We start from the raw sequence: 14455 nt of genomic DNA, 5'->3' as shown, positions 1-14455 counted from the left end.
GAGACGCCGGATTCCGGGGAGACAGCCGCGCTGCCCACGCCTCGCGACGTGCAGCATGAAGCAGCGATGTGTGGCTGACAAGCACGCACCCACCAAGGGGGCATCTGGTGCGGCTATCAGCCTAACATCACCAGCGCACACGGCTATTCCCTGAAGGTCTAAAGAGGCATCAGCGTGTCTCGGGGAACTGAACGTTCGCACCATCCGGGTCGACGTCCATTAGCTGGATGTGCCAGTCATTACCCACTTCTGGCGCGATCAAATCCTGCGTATCCGGTGTGGAAAACGCAAGAACCGTGGGGCCCGCTCCCGAAACGACCGCGGGCACGCCCACCGCACGCAGACGTTCTACCAGATCCGCGCTGTCGCGCATCGCAGGCGCGCGGTATTTCTGGTGGAGACGATCTTCGGTGGCGGCGAGCAGCAGGTCGCTCTCCGGACGCAGGGTGAGCGCGGCGATCAGCAGCGCGGCCCGGCCGGCGTTGAAGGAAGCGTCCTTGTGGGGCACGTCCTTCGGGAGCAGCCCTCGAGCGGTCTCCGTGGACACCCGTGCCGATGGGACGAGCACGACCGGACGGATTCTCGCATCGGGGGTGACTTTCACCATATGCGGTGACCCCCCATGGTCGGTCCATGAAATCGTGAGATTTCCGGCCAAACATGGGGCGACGTTGTCCGGGTGGCCTTCCATCTCCGTGGCCAGGGCGAACACCTCGTCGTCCGACAGCGTGCGCGCGCCCTCCGGCGATGTTCGCTGAGAGCCGAGAGCGCGCGCGGCGAGGATGCCCGCGCAGATGGCCGCCGACGACGATCCCAGCCCGCGCGCGTGCGGGATGCGATTCAGGCAGCGCAGCCGGATGCCGGCGGGCTGCGCCATGCCCATCCGGTCGAACGCCTTGCGCATCGCCTTGACGACGAGATGGCCCTCGCCGAGGTCGAGTTCGCCCTCCCCCTGGCCTTCCACGGTGACCTGGACTCGGTCTCCCGTGAGTTCGGCCTCGACCTCGTCGTACATGCCGAGCGCGAGGCCGAGCGTGTCGAAGCCGGGACCGAGGTTCGCGGAGGTCGCGGGCACGCGAACAGTGATCAATGTGTTGTTTCCCTCAGATCGCGTGGTCAGGCGAGGTTGAGCGCGCCCGCCGCGGCGTGGACGTCGATCGGGATCGTCACCGGGGCCGGAGCGCCGGAGATGGCCCAGTCGGGGTCCTTCAGTCCGTTGCCGGTGACCGTGCAGACGATGCGCCGGCCGGACTCGACCAGGCCGTTGGCGTGGGCCTGCAGGAGTCCCGCCACGCTCGCCGCCGAGGCCAGCTCGACGAAGACGCCCTCTTCCTGCGCCAGCAGCTTGTACGCGGCCGCGATCTGGCGGTCGGTCACCGACTGGATGACGCCGTCGGAGTCGTCCCTGGCCGCCTCGGCGAGCTGCCAGGAGGCCGGGTTGCCGATGCGGATGGCCGTGGCGATCGTGTGGGGACGGGCCACCGGCGCGCCGTTGACGATCGGGGCCGCGCCGCTGGCCTGGAAGCCGAACATGCGCGGACGCCGCGTGGAGACGCCGTCCTGCGCGTACTCCTGGTAACCCATCCAGTACGCCGAGATGTTGCCCGCGTTGCCCACCGGGATGCAGTGGATGTCGGGCGCGTCGCCCAGCGTGTCGACGATCTCGAAGGCGGCGGTCTTCTGGCCCTGGAGCCGGAAGGGGTTGACGGAGTTGACCAGCGCGATGGGGTACTCGGACGACAGCTTGCGCGTCATCTCCAGGCAGTCGTCGAAGGAGCCCTCGACCTGCAGCAGCGTCGCCCCGTGGACGAGCGCCTGGGCCAGCTTGCCCATCGCGATCTTGCCGCGCGGCACGAGCACCGCGCAGGTGAGCCCGGCGCGTACCGCGTAGGCGGCGGCGGAGGCGGAGGTGTTGCCGGTGGAGGCGCAGATGACGGCCTTCGCGCCCTCTTCGACGGCCTTGCTGATGGCCATCGTCATGCCGCGGTCCTTGAAGCTGCCCGTCGGGTTGGCGCCCTCGACCTTGAGGTAGACGTCGCAGCCGGTCAGCGCGGAGACCCGGTGCGCGGGCACCAGCGGCGTGCCGCCCTCCAGCAGCGTGACGACGGGCGTCGTCGTGGTGACCGGAAGACGCTCTCGGTACTCCTCGATGAGGCCACGCCACGACCTAGCCATGATGACTCCCTACCTGCGGTGTTGGGCACCGAGTGTACGGGCTTCCGGATGGGGACGAGGAGCCGAGTCCACAGCATGGACACCACGCCTTTTCAGGAAATATTCAGCAACCCCGGCTAAGGTTTCCCGCCAGGGGGTCATCGACTATGAACGCGCGTCCTGCTGTGCGGCAGAACGACTTTTCACCGCTCACACCGCCGGAGCTGGGCGCCTGGTCGCCGTCGCTGTCGGTGAGCGTCGTGATTCCGGCCCATGGCGGGCCGTACCTGGAGTTCGCGCTGGCGGCGCTGGCCGCGCAGACCTATCCGGACCACCTCATGGAGGTCCTGGTCGTCGACGACGGCAGCCGTCCGGCGATCGAGCTGCCGGAGATCCGGCCGTTCAACACCCGGATCGTGCCCGTCACGGACGGATGGGGCATCTCCAACGCGGTCAACACCGGCGCCCTGGCCGCCGACGGCGAGATCATCCAGCGGCTCGACGCCGACATGGTGCCCTGCCGCGAGCACATCGAGGCGCTCGCCCGCTGGCATCACGTGACCGACTACCTGGTCACGATCGGCATGAAGCGCTTCGTCGAGCCGCCGCCGCTCAAGGCCGAGCAGATCTACCGGGCGGGACACCTGGAAGAGCTGTTCGACCTGGACGCCGCCGTGGCCAGTTCCACCGAGGCGACGATCGCCAAGACCGACGGGCTGCGCAAGAGCCGCAATCCCTACCACGTGTGCACAGGGCCGACGCTCGCCCTTCCCAGGGAGATCTTCCACGCAGTTGGCGGTCTCGACCCGAACGTGCACCGCGGCGGCGACACCGAGTTCGCCTACCGGCTGGCGATGCACGGCGTGGTGTTCATCCCGGATGAGGCGGCCAAGGCCGTACATCTCGGGCTTCCGGCGCAGCGGGTGGACAAGGACCGGGTCGTGCGGGCCGTCGAACCGGCCTTCTCGCACCGGATCCCGCTCCGCCGCGACCTGCGCAAGGATCGGGGGCGGCGGTGGCTGGTGCCGTACGTGGAGATCGTGTTCGAGGTGGGCGACACCCCCGCGCCCGTCGTACGGCAGGCCGTGGCGGCCGCCCTCGACGGCAAGCTGCAGGACGTCGTCGTGACGCTGGTGGCGCCGTGGTCGACGCTGCGCGACGAACGCCGATCGGTCCTGGGCGACCCGAGCTTCGACCTGCGCATGATGCGCGACCTGTTCGCCTACGACGACCGCGTCCGCCTCATCGACGAGGCCGCGCCGACGCCCGCGCCCATCCCGTTCCGCTACCGGGGGCCGGTGGACGTGCCGCTGCACCGGGCGACGTTGGAGCGGATGGTGGAGACGGTGCAGAAGGACCTCGACGGGGTGCTCGTGGTCGACGTGGGCGCCGGGCGCAGCGCGCGGCTTGAGCGCACGTCGGCGCTCGCGCGGGCCGTGTTGCTGGCGGGCGTCTCTGACGACCTGGACGCCGTGATCGAACAGACCCATGGCGTACGGCACGCCGCCCCGGCCCGCTACTGGCCCCCGCCACCCCTGCCGGAAGCCCCGCCCGCCGCCGACGCGAAGACACCCGAGCCCATCCAGATCCCCGCGGTCCCGGCAGGTCCGGCAGTTCCGGCAGTTCCGGCGGAGGAGAAGACCCTCCTGAACCGCCTCAAGTCCGCCCTCCGCCCCAACTAACCGACACACCAGGCTTCCTTGGGCTCCGGACATCATCTCGGGGTTCCGGCGCACAAGACCCGAAAGCGCCTTGTCACCTCCAGGTGAGCGCAACGTCGGTCTTGCCCGGCGAGATACCCAGAAGCGTGACGCGGCGGGTGGCCGCACCGTCGGGCACAACCCGGAAGGGCGCGGTCCGGGAAGGGCGCGTGTGGCGGGGTGTGCAGGGGTCAGGGTTGGGGGCCGTCCGGTTTTTTGGTCCAGGCGCGTTTCAGGGCGGCGGCGAGCAGGGCGCGGAGGCTGCGCTGGGTGCGGTTGGCGGCGGCGAGCTGGCGGCGCAACCCGCCCACCTCGCGCCGGAGCTCCACCGCGCTCTTACGCCACGTGCCCGCCTCCTCCCGCCACTTGGCGGTCTGGACGCGCAGGCGTTCGACCTCCTTGCCCAGCCGGGCGGCCTCCGACTGCGCCTCCAGGCGGGCGCGCAGCGCGCCGCGGCGGCCCAGGGGTTCGGCGGGCGCCTCGGTGAAGCCGTAGCTCTCGCCTTCCACCCAGGTCACGCCGGACACGTCGTCGACGGCGTCGTCGAGATCCTCCCCCGGCCCGGCCACGAGGGCGGCCCTGGCGAAGGCGGAGGCCCGCTCCAGGCGCGCGCCGACCAGGCCGGACGGCGACTCGCTGAGCAGAACGTTGACCAGTCCCAGGCCCTCGCCCGCGGCCAGGTCCAGCATGCGGGCCAGGCCGTCCTCGGCGGGCGCCCATCCGGCGGGCAGGCGCAGGATCCAGGGCACCGCGTGGTCGGGGGTGTCCGTGACGGCCAGCCGTACCCGCGGCTCGTGCTGGTAGTGGCCGTGGACCAGCACCAGGTCGAGGGCGGGGTCGCGCAGGGGGGCGCGGCGGTCGCGGTCGAGGGTGTCCCAGGGGCCGACGAGGACCACGCGGACGTCGGGGACGGTCCCGGCGAGCACCGCGTCCACGGTGGTGCGGACGGTCTCGTACCCGGCGGTGCCGTCCACGACGACGGCGACGTAGGGGACCTTCCACGCGCGGCCCGGGTGGGCGCGCAGCCAGCGGTAGGTGGGGATGCGGTCGGCGACGAAGGCGTGGCTGACCCGGTCGATGGGCGCTTTGTCGCGCATGCGCATGGTGGGGCCGAGGTGGTAGGCGCGGGCCAGCGGTTCGGGCACGAACACGGCCCCGGCCTGTGCCAGCCGGTAGCCCATCTCGGTGTCCTGGCCGAGTACCAGGTCCTCGTCCATGGGTCCGGCGGCGGCGACGAGGCGGGCGTTGACCGAGGTGGCGCCGCCGACGTGCAGGCTGAACGGGCGCTGCGGGTTGTCGGTGAGCCCGCGGGTGCGCTCGACGAGGTCGACGATCCAGGCGTGCGGGCGGGCGGGTTCGAAGGCCTTCTCGAGGTCGTCGGGCAGTTCGGCGGGGACCTCGGCCTCGGTGAACCTGATGTAGCCGGTGACCGCCAGGTAGGGGGCGCGGTGGTGCCAGCGCATGTGCGCCTCGATCGCGCCGGGGGTGAGCAGCACGTCGGAGTCGAGCCAGTGGATGACGTCACCAGTGGCCAGGGCCAGCCCGGTGTTGCGGGCGGCGGCCCGGCCCGGCCGCGGGCAGAGCGCGAGCGTGGTGTTCTCGGGGCGTTCCCGCGGCAGCCGTAGCGGCGGGTCGCTGCCGTTGTCGACGACGATGACCTCGGTGAGCCCGGCCGGGTAGGTCTGCCTGGCCAGCGCCCGCAGGACGAGGTCGAGTTCGTGCTGCCCGCCGTAGGCGGGGATGACCACGCTGACCTTGAGTGAGGGCGTCCATTGCGCGGGCGGCGCGAGCACCCGGTAGTCGTTGCCCCGGACCCTCATGCCGCTTCCATGAGCCTGCTCGGCCGGAAGCCGCGCCACTGGTTGGCGGCCACCTTGAGGAAATGCGACAGGGGCAGTTGCCAGGTGTGCTCGTCGCTGAGCGTACGGCGCAGCACGTACCCGAGCCCGTGGGTCCGGTAGATGCGCGCTCCCTGAGCCTGGGCGGCCTTGAGGAAGGCCTTGTCCACCGCCCGAGGCAAGGCAGGAAATCCCCCTAAAGACCGAAATTTCGCCGCAGCGAGGAGAATCGTGCCCCCCGCGACGTGATCCGCCCACACCTCGCTCGGGTACGCCGCCCCGCTGGCGAAGGTGGTGCGCCGGATCGTGGTGTTGAGCGGTTCGAGGTAGAAGAACTCGCCGGTGGCGCCCACGATGTCGGCGCCCGTGGCCCGCATGGCCAGCAGCAGGTCCGACAGGTGCTCGGGACCGTACCAATCGTCGTCGTCCCACTTGACGAGGTAGTCGCCGCTCGCGCGGACCGCCGCCAGGTTCAGCACCTCGCCGAACGCGGCCTGCGACACCACGCACGACACCGGCAGCGCGGCGGACTCGACGGCGGCGCGCACCGCCTCGTACGGCACGCCGTGCAGCCCGATCACCGCCTCGACCTCGACGTGCCGCTGCCGCGCCATCTGCGCGAGCGCCTCGGCCACCAGGTGCGGCCGCTTGGTGGACATGACCACGCTGACCTTGGGCCGCGCCGCCGAGGCGACCTCACCGGCGAAGCTCGCCGGGAACTCCCCCGGCGTCGCGGCCAGCCGGGCGGCCACGCGGCGCAGCCGTACGCTGTGCTCCTCGCGGCGCAGGTCGGCCACGCAGCGCAGGCCGCCGGCGGGCTCGCCGGCCAGCCACTCGCGGTCGGCGAGCAGTCCGGCCAGGGGCGCGGGCACCCAGGCGGGCGCCTCGGCGGCGGTGAGCGGTACGCCGGCGGCGGCCAGCCGCACGATCTCCCCGAGCGGCACGGGCCCGCCGGGCCAGTCGACCTCCAGCCCGCGCAAGGGCCGCAGGGCGGGCAGGTCGAGGCGGCCGGGCGGGGCCGGGGGCAGCCTTTCTCCTTCGGCCGTCCAGCCGCGTCCGGCCCAGCGCAGGCGGGCCAGGCCCTTCTCCGGTGTACGCCGGAAGCCGCAGGGGGTGACGGTCATGAACGTGGCGCTCCTCGACGGCGGGGTTCGAAGACGGCGCCTACCTTACGCCGCTTTTACCGCTCGGTAGGAGGGAGGTCCCCCATTCGTTACGGCGCCTGCCGCAGGTCACACGGCGGCGGCTCCCAGATTCCGTTCAGGAACTTATGGCACGTTAACTCGTACCTGTTTATTAGGGTGTCAATATCCCCTGGTGCCTCTCAAGTCGTGACAAGGATAGATATGCGGATGCTCTCGACTCGCCGGACAGCGGCGACGGCCGCGATTCTGGGAGTTCTCGCCCTTGCCGCGCTCCTGGTCACAGGCGTCTTCACGCTCGCCGCGGCCGCCGTGGCCGCGGCGCTTCTGGTCTCGCTCGCCGCCCTCGCCTTCCTGGTGCTGACCGTGCGCCGCCTCGACGGCAAGGCCCAGCGCATCGACCAGCGCGTGAAGAAGAACGAGAGTTCGCACGCCGCCACCGCCGCCGCGCTCAAGCGTGTCGAGAAGCGACTGGAGGAGCTGTCGGCGGCGATGGAGGACGGCGCGGCCCGCCGTACCGAGGACCTCAGCGCCATCCTCGTCTCCCTCGGCGAGGACCGCGTCAACGCCATGACCCACGCCCGCGAGGTGGAGCGGCTACGCGAAGAGGTGCGGGCGCTGGGCTCGGCATGAGGCGGATCAGGCACAACGACTACGGGGTCCTGGAGCCGCCGGCCATCGGGAGCTGGCGGCCGGCCAAGCGCGTCTCCGTCGTCATCCCCGCCTACAACGACCAGGACGGGCTCGACCGCACGCTGACCGCGCTGGCCAAGCAGAGCTACCCGGCAGAGCTGACCGAGGTGGTCGTCGCCGACGACGGCAGCACGCCGCCCCTGTCGGCGCCGGGCGTGCGGATGGTGCGGGTGAGCGAGGGCTGGGGCCGCGGCGCCGCCCGCCAGGCGGGCGCGCACGCCGCGACCGGTGACGTGGTCCACTGGCTCGACGCCGACATGATCCTGGACGAGGAGCACCTGGAAGCGCACATGCGCTGGCACCACCTGCTCGACCACGCGGTCGTGATCGGCGACACCAGGTTCGTGAACGAGCTCGGCGAAGAGGGCACCCGCACCGAGTACACCACCAAGACGCTCGAATCCACGCGCATGCTCCGCGACGCGGGCACCAGCGCCTACCTGCTGCACACCGGCGCCTCCAGCTCCGTCTCCGCCGCGCTGCTGCGCGCGGCCGGTGGCGTGGACGTGACGCTCAACATGGCCGAGGACACCGAACTCGGCTACCGGCTGGCCCAGGCGGGCGCCGTCTTCATCCCCGACCCCGAGGCGAAGGGCTGGCACGTCGGGCCGTCCACGGTGATGTTGCGGGCGAAGGAGGTGCACCGGCACAACTGGTCCTTCCTGGGCGACCTCATCCCCGACCTGCGCTGGCTGCGCGGCCATCCCCGCAGGCGGTGGCGGGTGCCGTACGTGCGCGTCGTCACCGAGGCCGACGGCTACGAGCGCACCCGCGCCACCGTGGACGCGGCGCTGGCCGGCACGCTCGCCGACACCGCCGTCACCATCACCGGCCCCTGGGACGTGCTGACCGGCGACCGGCACGCCGCCCTCGACGACCCGCACCTCGACCTGCGCCTCCTGCGCAACCTCTACGCCTGCGAGCCGCGCGTCGCGTTCGCCGCCGACGCGCCCGTCTCCGCGGCGCCCGCCCCCTTCCTGCTGCGCGTCCCCGCCGGATGGGCGCCGGGCGCCGACACGATCGCCCAGCTCGTACGGCAGGCGGAACAGGAAACGCTGGGCCTGGTCTGCGCCGCCCTCACCGAGTCCGGCGCCGGCGTGGTCGCCGCCCGGCTGGAGCGCACCGCCGCCTTCAGCCGCGCCGCCCACCACGAGGGCCCGGCCGACGACCTGGTCGACGAGATGTTCGGGGCGCTGTGGGTGAGCGGCGCCGAGTTCGGCTTCGCCGCCGGTGACGACATCGAACCGCCCGCCGGTGACCCGGCCAAGTGGCGGGCGCTGGCGGCCAAGCGCGCCGCCGAGATCAAGGAACTGGAGGCGGAGGTGGCCCGGCTGCGGGCCGAGGTGGACCACCTCTCGCAGCCGCCGCCCGAGCGGCCGGAACCCGCGACCGGCCCGCTCGCCGCCCTGCTCAAGCACCTGAGGAAGACCGGATGACCACGCCAGCGGGTCGCCTCATGGAGGTTGCCATGATCTCTTCTCTCATCGCGGACATGCCGCGGGCGTGGGTCTACGCCGTCGGCATCGACGAGGACGTCAAGGGCGTCGACCTCGACCGCGACATCCTGGAGCCGCCCAGCGGCAAGGAGCGCGCGCCCGAGGTGCTGGTGCTCGCCCGCACCCCCGCCGACCTGCGCAGGGTCGCCACCCTGCACAAGCTCCTTCCCGACACGCAACGCGTGGTCGTGGCCGTGCTGGACGCGCCGCCCTCGCATCCGGCGCCGGTCCCGACGCCCACCCCGGCGAACCGGTGGCGCTCGCTCAGCGATCTGCGGGTGTACCAGCCCAAGGACCGGGTCTGGGTGGTGGACGCGAAGTTCTCGGCGCCCACGCCGGCCGGCCGTACCGTGGCCGCGACCGCGCGGGCCTTCGCCGGGCACCGCCTCGACGTGATCGCGGCCCCCGCGGCGGCGATCGCCGGGGTCGGCGCCGCGGCCTGGCGGCCGGGCGACCCGAACGCCACCCCTGCCGAGGTCGGCGGCCCGGTCCCCGGACGGGTCGGCGCGCCCGGCAGCGACCTGGTCCTGCGCACGCTCGACGACCCCGACGTGAACCCGGGTTCGGCCGACTCGCCCTGGGAAGCCCCCTGGGAGGGCGACGAGACGCCGGTCGAGCGGCCCACGCTGCGCGCGGCGAGCTGGGAGCAGTTCGGCCGGCCGGGCGGCGCCGAGCTGCCGCTGGCCGATCCCGAGGTGCTGGCGGAGCCGTCGATGATCCCGCCCGTCGACGAGCGGATGGTGAACCCGCAGGGCTTCGTGACCACCCCCTCGCGCGGCATGGCGGCGCTGACCGAGCGCGAGGGCCGCTGGTCCATCGTCCTCGACGGCAAGCCGATCATCGCCTTCGCCGAGTCCGGCGGCGTCACCGACTCCGACGTGGCCAGGCTCCGGCAGATCAGGGGCGTGGAGGTCGACTGGCAGCACGCCCACAGCGGTCCGCTGACCGCGGTGCGCGTGCTGGCAGGGCTGGCCGCGGCCGGGGTGCCGCTGGTGTCGCCGTCCGTGCCGCGCTGGGCAGGGGCGCTGGGCGAGCCGCTGGTGCGGCTGATCGAGTCGGGTCCGGACCTCGCCGACCAGCTTCGGCGGGAGGAGCACAGCATCCGGCTGCGCCGTACGGCGCTGCGTACCCACGGCGTGGCCGCCCGCTGGGAACAGCTCGGCGCTCCCGCGCCGGTGCCGCCGCTGACCTCGGTGCTGCTGGCCACGCGCCGGGCGGACATGGTCGGGTTCGCGCTCGACCAGATCGCCAGGCAGCGGGACGCGCAGCTTGAGGTGATCCTGGCCCTGCACGGCGTGCCCGCGGGCCACCCCGACGTGGCCGCCGCGATCGCCGCCTTCGACGGCCAGGTCACCGTGTACGAGGCGCCCGCCGACCAGATCTTCGGCGAGGTGCTGAACGAGGCGGCGTCCAGGGCGTCCGGCTCGTTCCTGCTGAAGATGGACGACGACGACTGGTACGGCCCGGACTTCCTGTCGGATCTGCTGCTGGCCCATTCGTACTCGGGGGCGCAGGTGGTCGGCACCGTACCCGAGTTCGTCTACCTGTCATCGATCGACGTCACCGTGCACCGCAAGCAGATCACCGAGCAGATCACCAGCTTCGTGGCGGGCGGCACGATCCTGGTCGAGCGCTCCGCCTTCCAGGCCGTCGGCGGGTTCCGTCCGCTGCGCCGTTCCGTGGACACGCAGTTCCAGGAGGCGCTGCAGGCGGCAGGCGGGCAGATCTACCGCACCCACGGCCTCGGCTACATCCTCCACCGCGGTCTGGCCGCCAACCACACCTGGCAGGAGCCGATCGGCACCTTCCTGCAACGCAATCGCCACCAGTGGCGCGGCTTCCGGCCATGCGCGCTGATGGAACTGGAAGGGAGCGCCCGGGTATGAGCGGACCGGGGATGAGCGCCGCGCGTATCCGGCGCAACGACTACGGGGTCCTGACCCCGCCCGCGCTGGGCGCCTGGACGCCCGAGCTGACCGTCACCGTCGTCATCCCCGCCCACGACCGGCAGGAGACGCTCGACCTCACGCTCGCCGCGCTGGCCGCCCAGAGCTACCCCGCTGACCTGCTCGACGTGATCGTCGTGGACGACGGCAGCGCGCCGCCGCTGCGCCTGCCTGACCTGCGCCCCGCCGCCACCCGGCTCGTGCCCAGCGCCCCGGGCGGGTGGGGGCGCGCCTGGGCCCTGCAGACCGGCATCGACGCCGCCTCCGGTGAGATCGTGCTCGTCCTGGACGCCGACATGGTGCCGCACCGCGGCCACGTCGAGGCGCAGCTGCGCTGGCACCACCTCGCGCCCTACCTCGTCGTGCTCGGCTGGATCGACTTCACCGCCGACACCGCCCTGCCCGCCCCCGCCGAGGTACGCGAGGCGCTCGACGCGGGCAACGAGGACAAGTTGTTCCACCTGTCGCCGCTCCGCCACGACTGGGCCGAGAAGATCATCGAGGAGCACGACGGCCTGCGCACCGCGCCCGGCGCGCTGGCCGCCCGCGTCCACGTCGGCGCCACCGCCTCCTACCCGGCCGCGCTCCTGCGCCGGATCGGCGGGCTCGACACGTCGCTGGTGCTCGCGGAGGACACCGAACTGGGCTACCGGCTGGCCCAGGCGGGCGCCGTGTTCGTGCCCGACCCCGACGCGCGGGCCTGGCATCTCGGGCTGCCCACCGCCATGCGGGACTGGGCGGCGCTCAAGCGCTACAACGACCCGTTCGTGGCCGACCGGGTGCCGCACCGCCGCTATCTGCGCGTGAACCAGGGCCGCCAGTGGCTCGTCCCCTACATCGACTGCGTGGTGGCGGGCGAGCACGCCTACGAGGACGTCCGCGCCACCGTGGACGGCCTGCTCGCCGCCTCCCTGCCCGACGTGCGCGTCACGGTCACGGGGCCGTGGCAGGACCTGGGCAGCGGCCGCCGCCACCCGCTGCGCGACCCCGACCTGGACCTGCGCCTGATCCACGCCACGTTCGAACATGATCCCCGGGTACGGCTCACGCCCCCGGAAAGCCCGCCGCCCGGCGCCGCCGCCCCCTACCGCCTCACGGTCCCGCCCGGCTGGATGCCCGGCCACGACACCCTTCAGCGCCTGACCGAGCACCTCGACGAGCACGACCTGGGCGCGCTCTGCGTCGCGCTGGCCGAGGAGAGTGACGGCGTCGTCGTCGCCCGCCTCGAACGCACCGCCGCCCTGGCCAGAGCCGCCCTGCTCTCCGGGCCGGACGAGCACCTGGACGACGTGATCCACGAGGTGTTCGGCGTGGAGTGGGTGGACGGCGAGTCGTGGGGGTTCGTCCGCCGCCCCAAGGTCTACCCGCCGCGCCGCCGTCCCCTGACCGAGCTGGAACAGCAGGCGCTCCAGCACGAGAAGGAGATCACCCGGCTGCGCCGCAGGGCCGCCGCGCTGCAGGCGGAGATGTCGCAGCTGCGCCGGGAGGCGGGCAAGGCGGAGCGCGACGCCCTACGGTGGCGCGAGAAGGCCGAGGCGTGGCGCCAGGAGGCCGTCCGCCTGGCCAGGGCCAAGGACCGCACCGTGCTGAAGCGCGCGGTGCGCAGGGTGCGCGACCTGACCTTTCCCGACCAGTAGCCGCTCAGGTGTGGCCGTTCTCCCAGGCCCACGCGGCGATCCCGACCCGGTTGCGGACACCGAGCTTGCGCTGGACGTTGGCCACGTGCGTCTTGGCCGTGCCCGCGGAGATGAAGAGCTCGGCCCCGATCTCCGGGTTCGACCGGCCCTGCGCCACCAGCCGGACGATCTCCAGTTCGCGGTCGCTCAGCGTCTCACCCGCCACCCCGGTACGGCCCTGCGCGGGCGTCAGGTGGCGCAGCAGCCGTACGGTCACCGACGGGCTGATCAGCGCGTCGCCCGCCGCGGCCGCCCGGATCCCCTCGGCCAGCAGCCCCGCCCCCGCGTGCTTGACCAGGAAGCCGCAGGCGCCGGAGCGCAGCGCCGTGTGCACGTACTCGTCGAGGTCGTAGGTGGTCACGACGATCACGCGGACCGTGTCCGCCAGCCGCCGGGTCAGCTCCAGGCCGTCCATGCGCGGCATGCGGATGTCGGCCACCACCACGTCGGGGGCCAGCTCCGCGGCCAGTTCCAGCGCGGCGACGCCGTCGGGTGCCTCGCCCACCACCTCCAGGTCGGGCTGGGCGTCGATGATGGTGCGGAAGCTCCGCCGCACCGCGGGCTGGTCGTCGGCGACCAGCACCCGGATCGTCATGTCCGTCCTCCCGGGAAGGCGACCTTCACCAGCCACCCGCCGTCTCCCGCCCGGCCCGCGCCGAACGTCCCGCCCAGCGCCTCGACCCGCTCGGCCAGCCCGGCCAGCCCCACTCCCGGCCGCGCGGAACCGGGCAGGCGCGGCTGTGCGGGCGCGCCGGCGCGGTCGGCGACCGTGAGCACGGTCGCGCCCGCCTCGTCCGTCACCCGGATCGCCACGCTCGACCCCGCGGGCGCGTGCTTGCGGACGTTGGTGAGGGCCTCGGCGACGATGCGGTAGACCGTGGTGGCCACCTCGCGCGAGACCGACCCCGGAGGCGTGAGTTCCAGCTCCGTCTCCGGGAATCCGGCCTCGGCGAAGCGGCGTACCAGGCCGGGCAGGTCGTCCAGGCCGGGCAGCGGCTCGGCGGAGACCGGCTCGCCCTCCAGCTCACGCAGCATCCGGACGGTACGGTCCATGGAGGCCAGCGCCCGCGTCCCGTCCTCCTCGATCGCCCGCAGCGTCGCGGCCGCCTCCCGCGGCGAGCTCTCCAGCAGGATCTGCGCCGCCTGTGCCTGCAGGACCATGGCGCTGACGTCGTGGGCCACGAAGTCGTGCAGGTCGCGGGCGAGCTGCATCCGCTGAGAGCGCCTGGCCTCGCGCACCGCCCGCTCGCGGCGGGCGTCCAGCACCCGCAGGTACGCGCCCAGGCCGACCGCGCCGGCCGTACCAAAGGACCAGAACAGCCCGAACGCGACCGCCTCCGTCACCGACCTCACCGGCACGACCTGCAGCGCCAGCAGCGCCTCGGCCACCGCCGCCACCACCACGGCGGGAACCCCGCGCGGCAGCGGCGACCAGCGGACGGTCATCGTGATGAGCGTGAGCACGGCCAAGGTGTGGAAGTAGGTGGCGGGCCCTGCCATACCGGCCGGGTCGCTCAGCCACACCAGCGTGCACGCCGCGCCGGCGGCGCCCACGAGCGCCGTGAGCGGCGCGAGCAGCGGCCGCGTCCCCGGCGACCACGCGACGGCGGCGCTCGCCGCGGCCACCGCGAGCAGAGCGGGGACCGAGATCAACGGCTCCGGGAACGGCGGCCTGAGCGAGATCAGCCAGACGGCGCACCAGAGCACGACCGCGCAGGCCAGCACCCGTTTCATGACCGCCACTTTAGTCAGGAGGGCGCGTGGGCGAATCTGCCGATCGGCAGATGTCCCGGCGCCGGTCCCGGCTCAG

General features: G+C 72.8%; 11 protein-coding genes. 5 read left to right on the top strand and 6 right to left on the bottom strand.

Annotated elements, in window-relative coordinates; all coding sequences use genetic code 11:
* Positions 1-169 precede the first annotated feature (169 nt).
* A complete protein-coding gene (thrB, locus tag ACIBKY_RS06585; RefSeq protein ID WP_397094930.1) occupies positions 170-1090 on the bottom strand; it encodes a homoserine kinase in 921 nt (306 codons plus the stop codon).
* A 26-nt stretch (positions 1091-1116) separates the two neighbouring features.
* Positions 1117-2175 carry a threonine synthase gene (thrC, locus tag ACIBKY_RS06580; protein ID WP_397094928.1) on the bottom strand — a complete coding sequence of 353 codons (1059 nt, stop codon included), beginning with the start codon at positions 2173-2175 and terminating at the stop codon, positions 1117-1119.
* 146 nt (positions 2176-2321) lie between these two features.
* Here thrC and ACIBKY_RS06575 point away from each other — a divergent pair, with 146 nt between their 5' ends.
* A complete protein-coding gene (locus ACIBKY_RS06575; RefSeq protein ID WP_397094927.1) occupies positions 2322-3836 on the top strand; it encodes a glycosyltransferase in 1515 nt (504 codons plus the stop codon).
* A 209-nt stretch (positions 3837-4045) separates the two neighbouring features.
* Here ACIBKY_RS06575 and ACIBKY_RS06570 read toward each other — a convergent pair whose 3' ends face one another.
* A complete protein-coding gene (locus tag ACIBKY_RS06570) occupies positions 4046-5674 on the bottom strand; it encodes a glycosyltransferase (RefSeq protein ID WP_397094925.1) in 1629 nt (542 codons plus the stop codon).
* Entirely contained in the window at positions 5671-6816 is a 1146-nt protein-coding gene (locus ACIBKY_RS06565; protein WP_397094924.1) for a glycosyltransferase family 2 protein, read from the bottom strand. Before ACIBKY_RS06565 ends, ACIBKY_RS06570 begins: the two co-directional genes overlap by 4 nt.
* A 228-nt stretch (positions 6817-7044) precedes the next feature.
* Here ACIBKY_RS06565 and ACIBKY_RS06560 point away from each other — a divergent pair, with 228 nt between their 5' ends.
* The 4 genes from ACIBKY_RS06560 to ACIBKY_RS06545 are packed head-to-tail and all read left to right on the top strand — an operon-like array spanning position 7045 to position 12606.
* Positions 7045-7467, top strand: coding sequence for a hypothetical protein (locus tag ACIBKY_RS06560; RefSeq protein WP_397094922.1), 423 nt, complete (start codon positions 7045-7047; stop codon positions 7465-7467).
* Positions 7464-8963, top strand: a complete 1500-nt coding sequence (locus ACIBKY_RS06555; RefSeq protein WP_397094920.1) for a glycosyltransferase — start codon at positions 7464-7466, stop codon at positions 8961-8963. The genes ACIBKY_RS06560 and ACIBKY_RS06555 overlap by 4 nt, the downstream gene beginning before the upstream one ends.
* A gap of 32 nt (positions 8964-8995) precedes the next feature.
* Entirely contained in the window at positions 8996-10909 is a 1914-nt protein-coding gene (locus tag ACIBKY_RS06550; RefSeq protein WP_397094919.1) for a glycosyltransferase, read from the top strand.
* On the top strand, positions 10906-12606 hold the full coding sequence (locus ACIBKY_RS06545; protein WP_397094917.1) for a glycosyltransferase: 1701 nt from the start codon (positions 10906-10908) through the stop codon (positions 12604-12606). Before ACIBKY_RS06550 ends, ACIBKY_RS06545 begins: the two co-directional genes overlap by 4 nt.
* Before the next feature lie 4 nt (positions 12607-12610).
* Here the strand turns inward: ACIBKY_RS06545 and ACIBKY_RS06540 are convergent, their stop codons facing one another.
* The gene (locus ACIBKY_RS06540; protein WP_397094915.1) at positions 12611-13240 is read right to left on the bottom strand and encodes a response regulator; all 630 of its coding nucleotides are present in this window, start codon (positions 13238-13240) and stop codon (positions 12611-12613) included.
* Positions 13237-14379, bottom strand: a complete 1143-nt coding sequence (locus ACIBKY_RS06535; protein WP_397094913.1) for a sensor histidine kinase — start codon at positions 14377-14379, stop codon at positions 13237-13239. Before ACIBKY_RS06535 ends, ACIBKY_RS06540 begins: the two co-directional genes overlap by 4 nt.
* Positions 14380-14455: the final 76 nt, after the last annotated feature.

This window comes from Nonomuraea sp. NPDC050394 (assembly GCF_044459065.1).
Lineage (GTDB): Bacteria > Actinomycetota > Actinomycetes > Streptosporangiales > Streptosporangiaceae > Nonomuraea.
The sequence above is the reverse complement of the archived record's forward strand: the minus strand, read 5'-3'. Positions and strand labels throughout refer to the sequence as shown.

What these genes read in the sequence shown, in the direction of transcription:
- thrC (WP_397094928.1), bottom strand. Translation starts at nt 2,175, where the DNA reads ATGGCTAGGTCGTGGCGTGGCCTCATCGAGGAGTACCGAGAGCGTCTT.
- ACIBKY_RS06575 (WP_397094927.1), top strand. Translation starts at nt 2,322, where the DNA reads ATGAACGCGCGTCCTGCTGTGCGGCAGAACGACTTTTCACCGCTCACA.
- ACIBKY_RS06570 (WP_397094925.1), bottom strand. Translation starts at nt 5,674, where the DNA reads ATGAGGGTCCGGGGCAACGACTACCGGGTGCTCGCGCCGCCCGCGCAA.
- ACIBKY_RS06565 (WP_397094924.1), bottom strand. Translation starts at nt 6,816, where the DNA reads ATGACCGTCACCCCCTGCGGCTTCCGGCGTACACCGGAGAAGGGCCTG.
- ACIBKY_RS06560 (WP_397094922.1), top strand. Translation starts at nt 7,045, where the DNA reads ATGCTCTCGACTCGCCGGACAGCGGCGACGGCCGCGATTCTGGGAGTT.
- ACIBKY_RS06555 (WP_397094920.1), top strand. Translation starts at nt 7,464, where the DNA reads ATGAGGCGGATCAGGCACAACGACTACGGGGTCCTGGAGCCGCCGGCC.
- ACIBKY_RS06550 (WP_397094919.1), top strand. Translation starts at nt 8,996, where the DNA reads ATGATCTCTTCTCTCATCGCGGACATGCCGCGGGCGTGGGTCTACGCC.
- ACIBKY_RS06545 (WP_397094917.1), top strand. Translation starts at nt 10,906, where the DNA reads ATGAGCGGACCGGGGATGAGCGCCGCGCGTATCCGGCGCAACGACTAC.
- ACIBKY_RS06540 (WP_397094915.1), bottom strand. Translation starts at nt 13,240, where the DNA reads ATGACGATCCGGGTGCTGGTCGCCGACGACCAGCCCGCGGTGCGGCGG.
- ACIBKY_RS06535 (WP_397094913.1), bottom strand. Translation starts at nt 14,379, where the DNA reads ATGAAACGGGTGCTGGCCTGCGCGGTCGTGCTCTGGTGCGCCGTCTGG.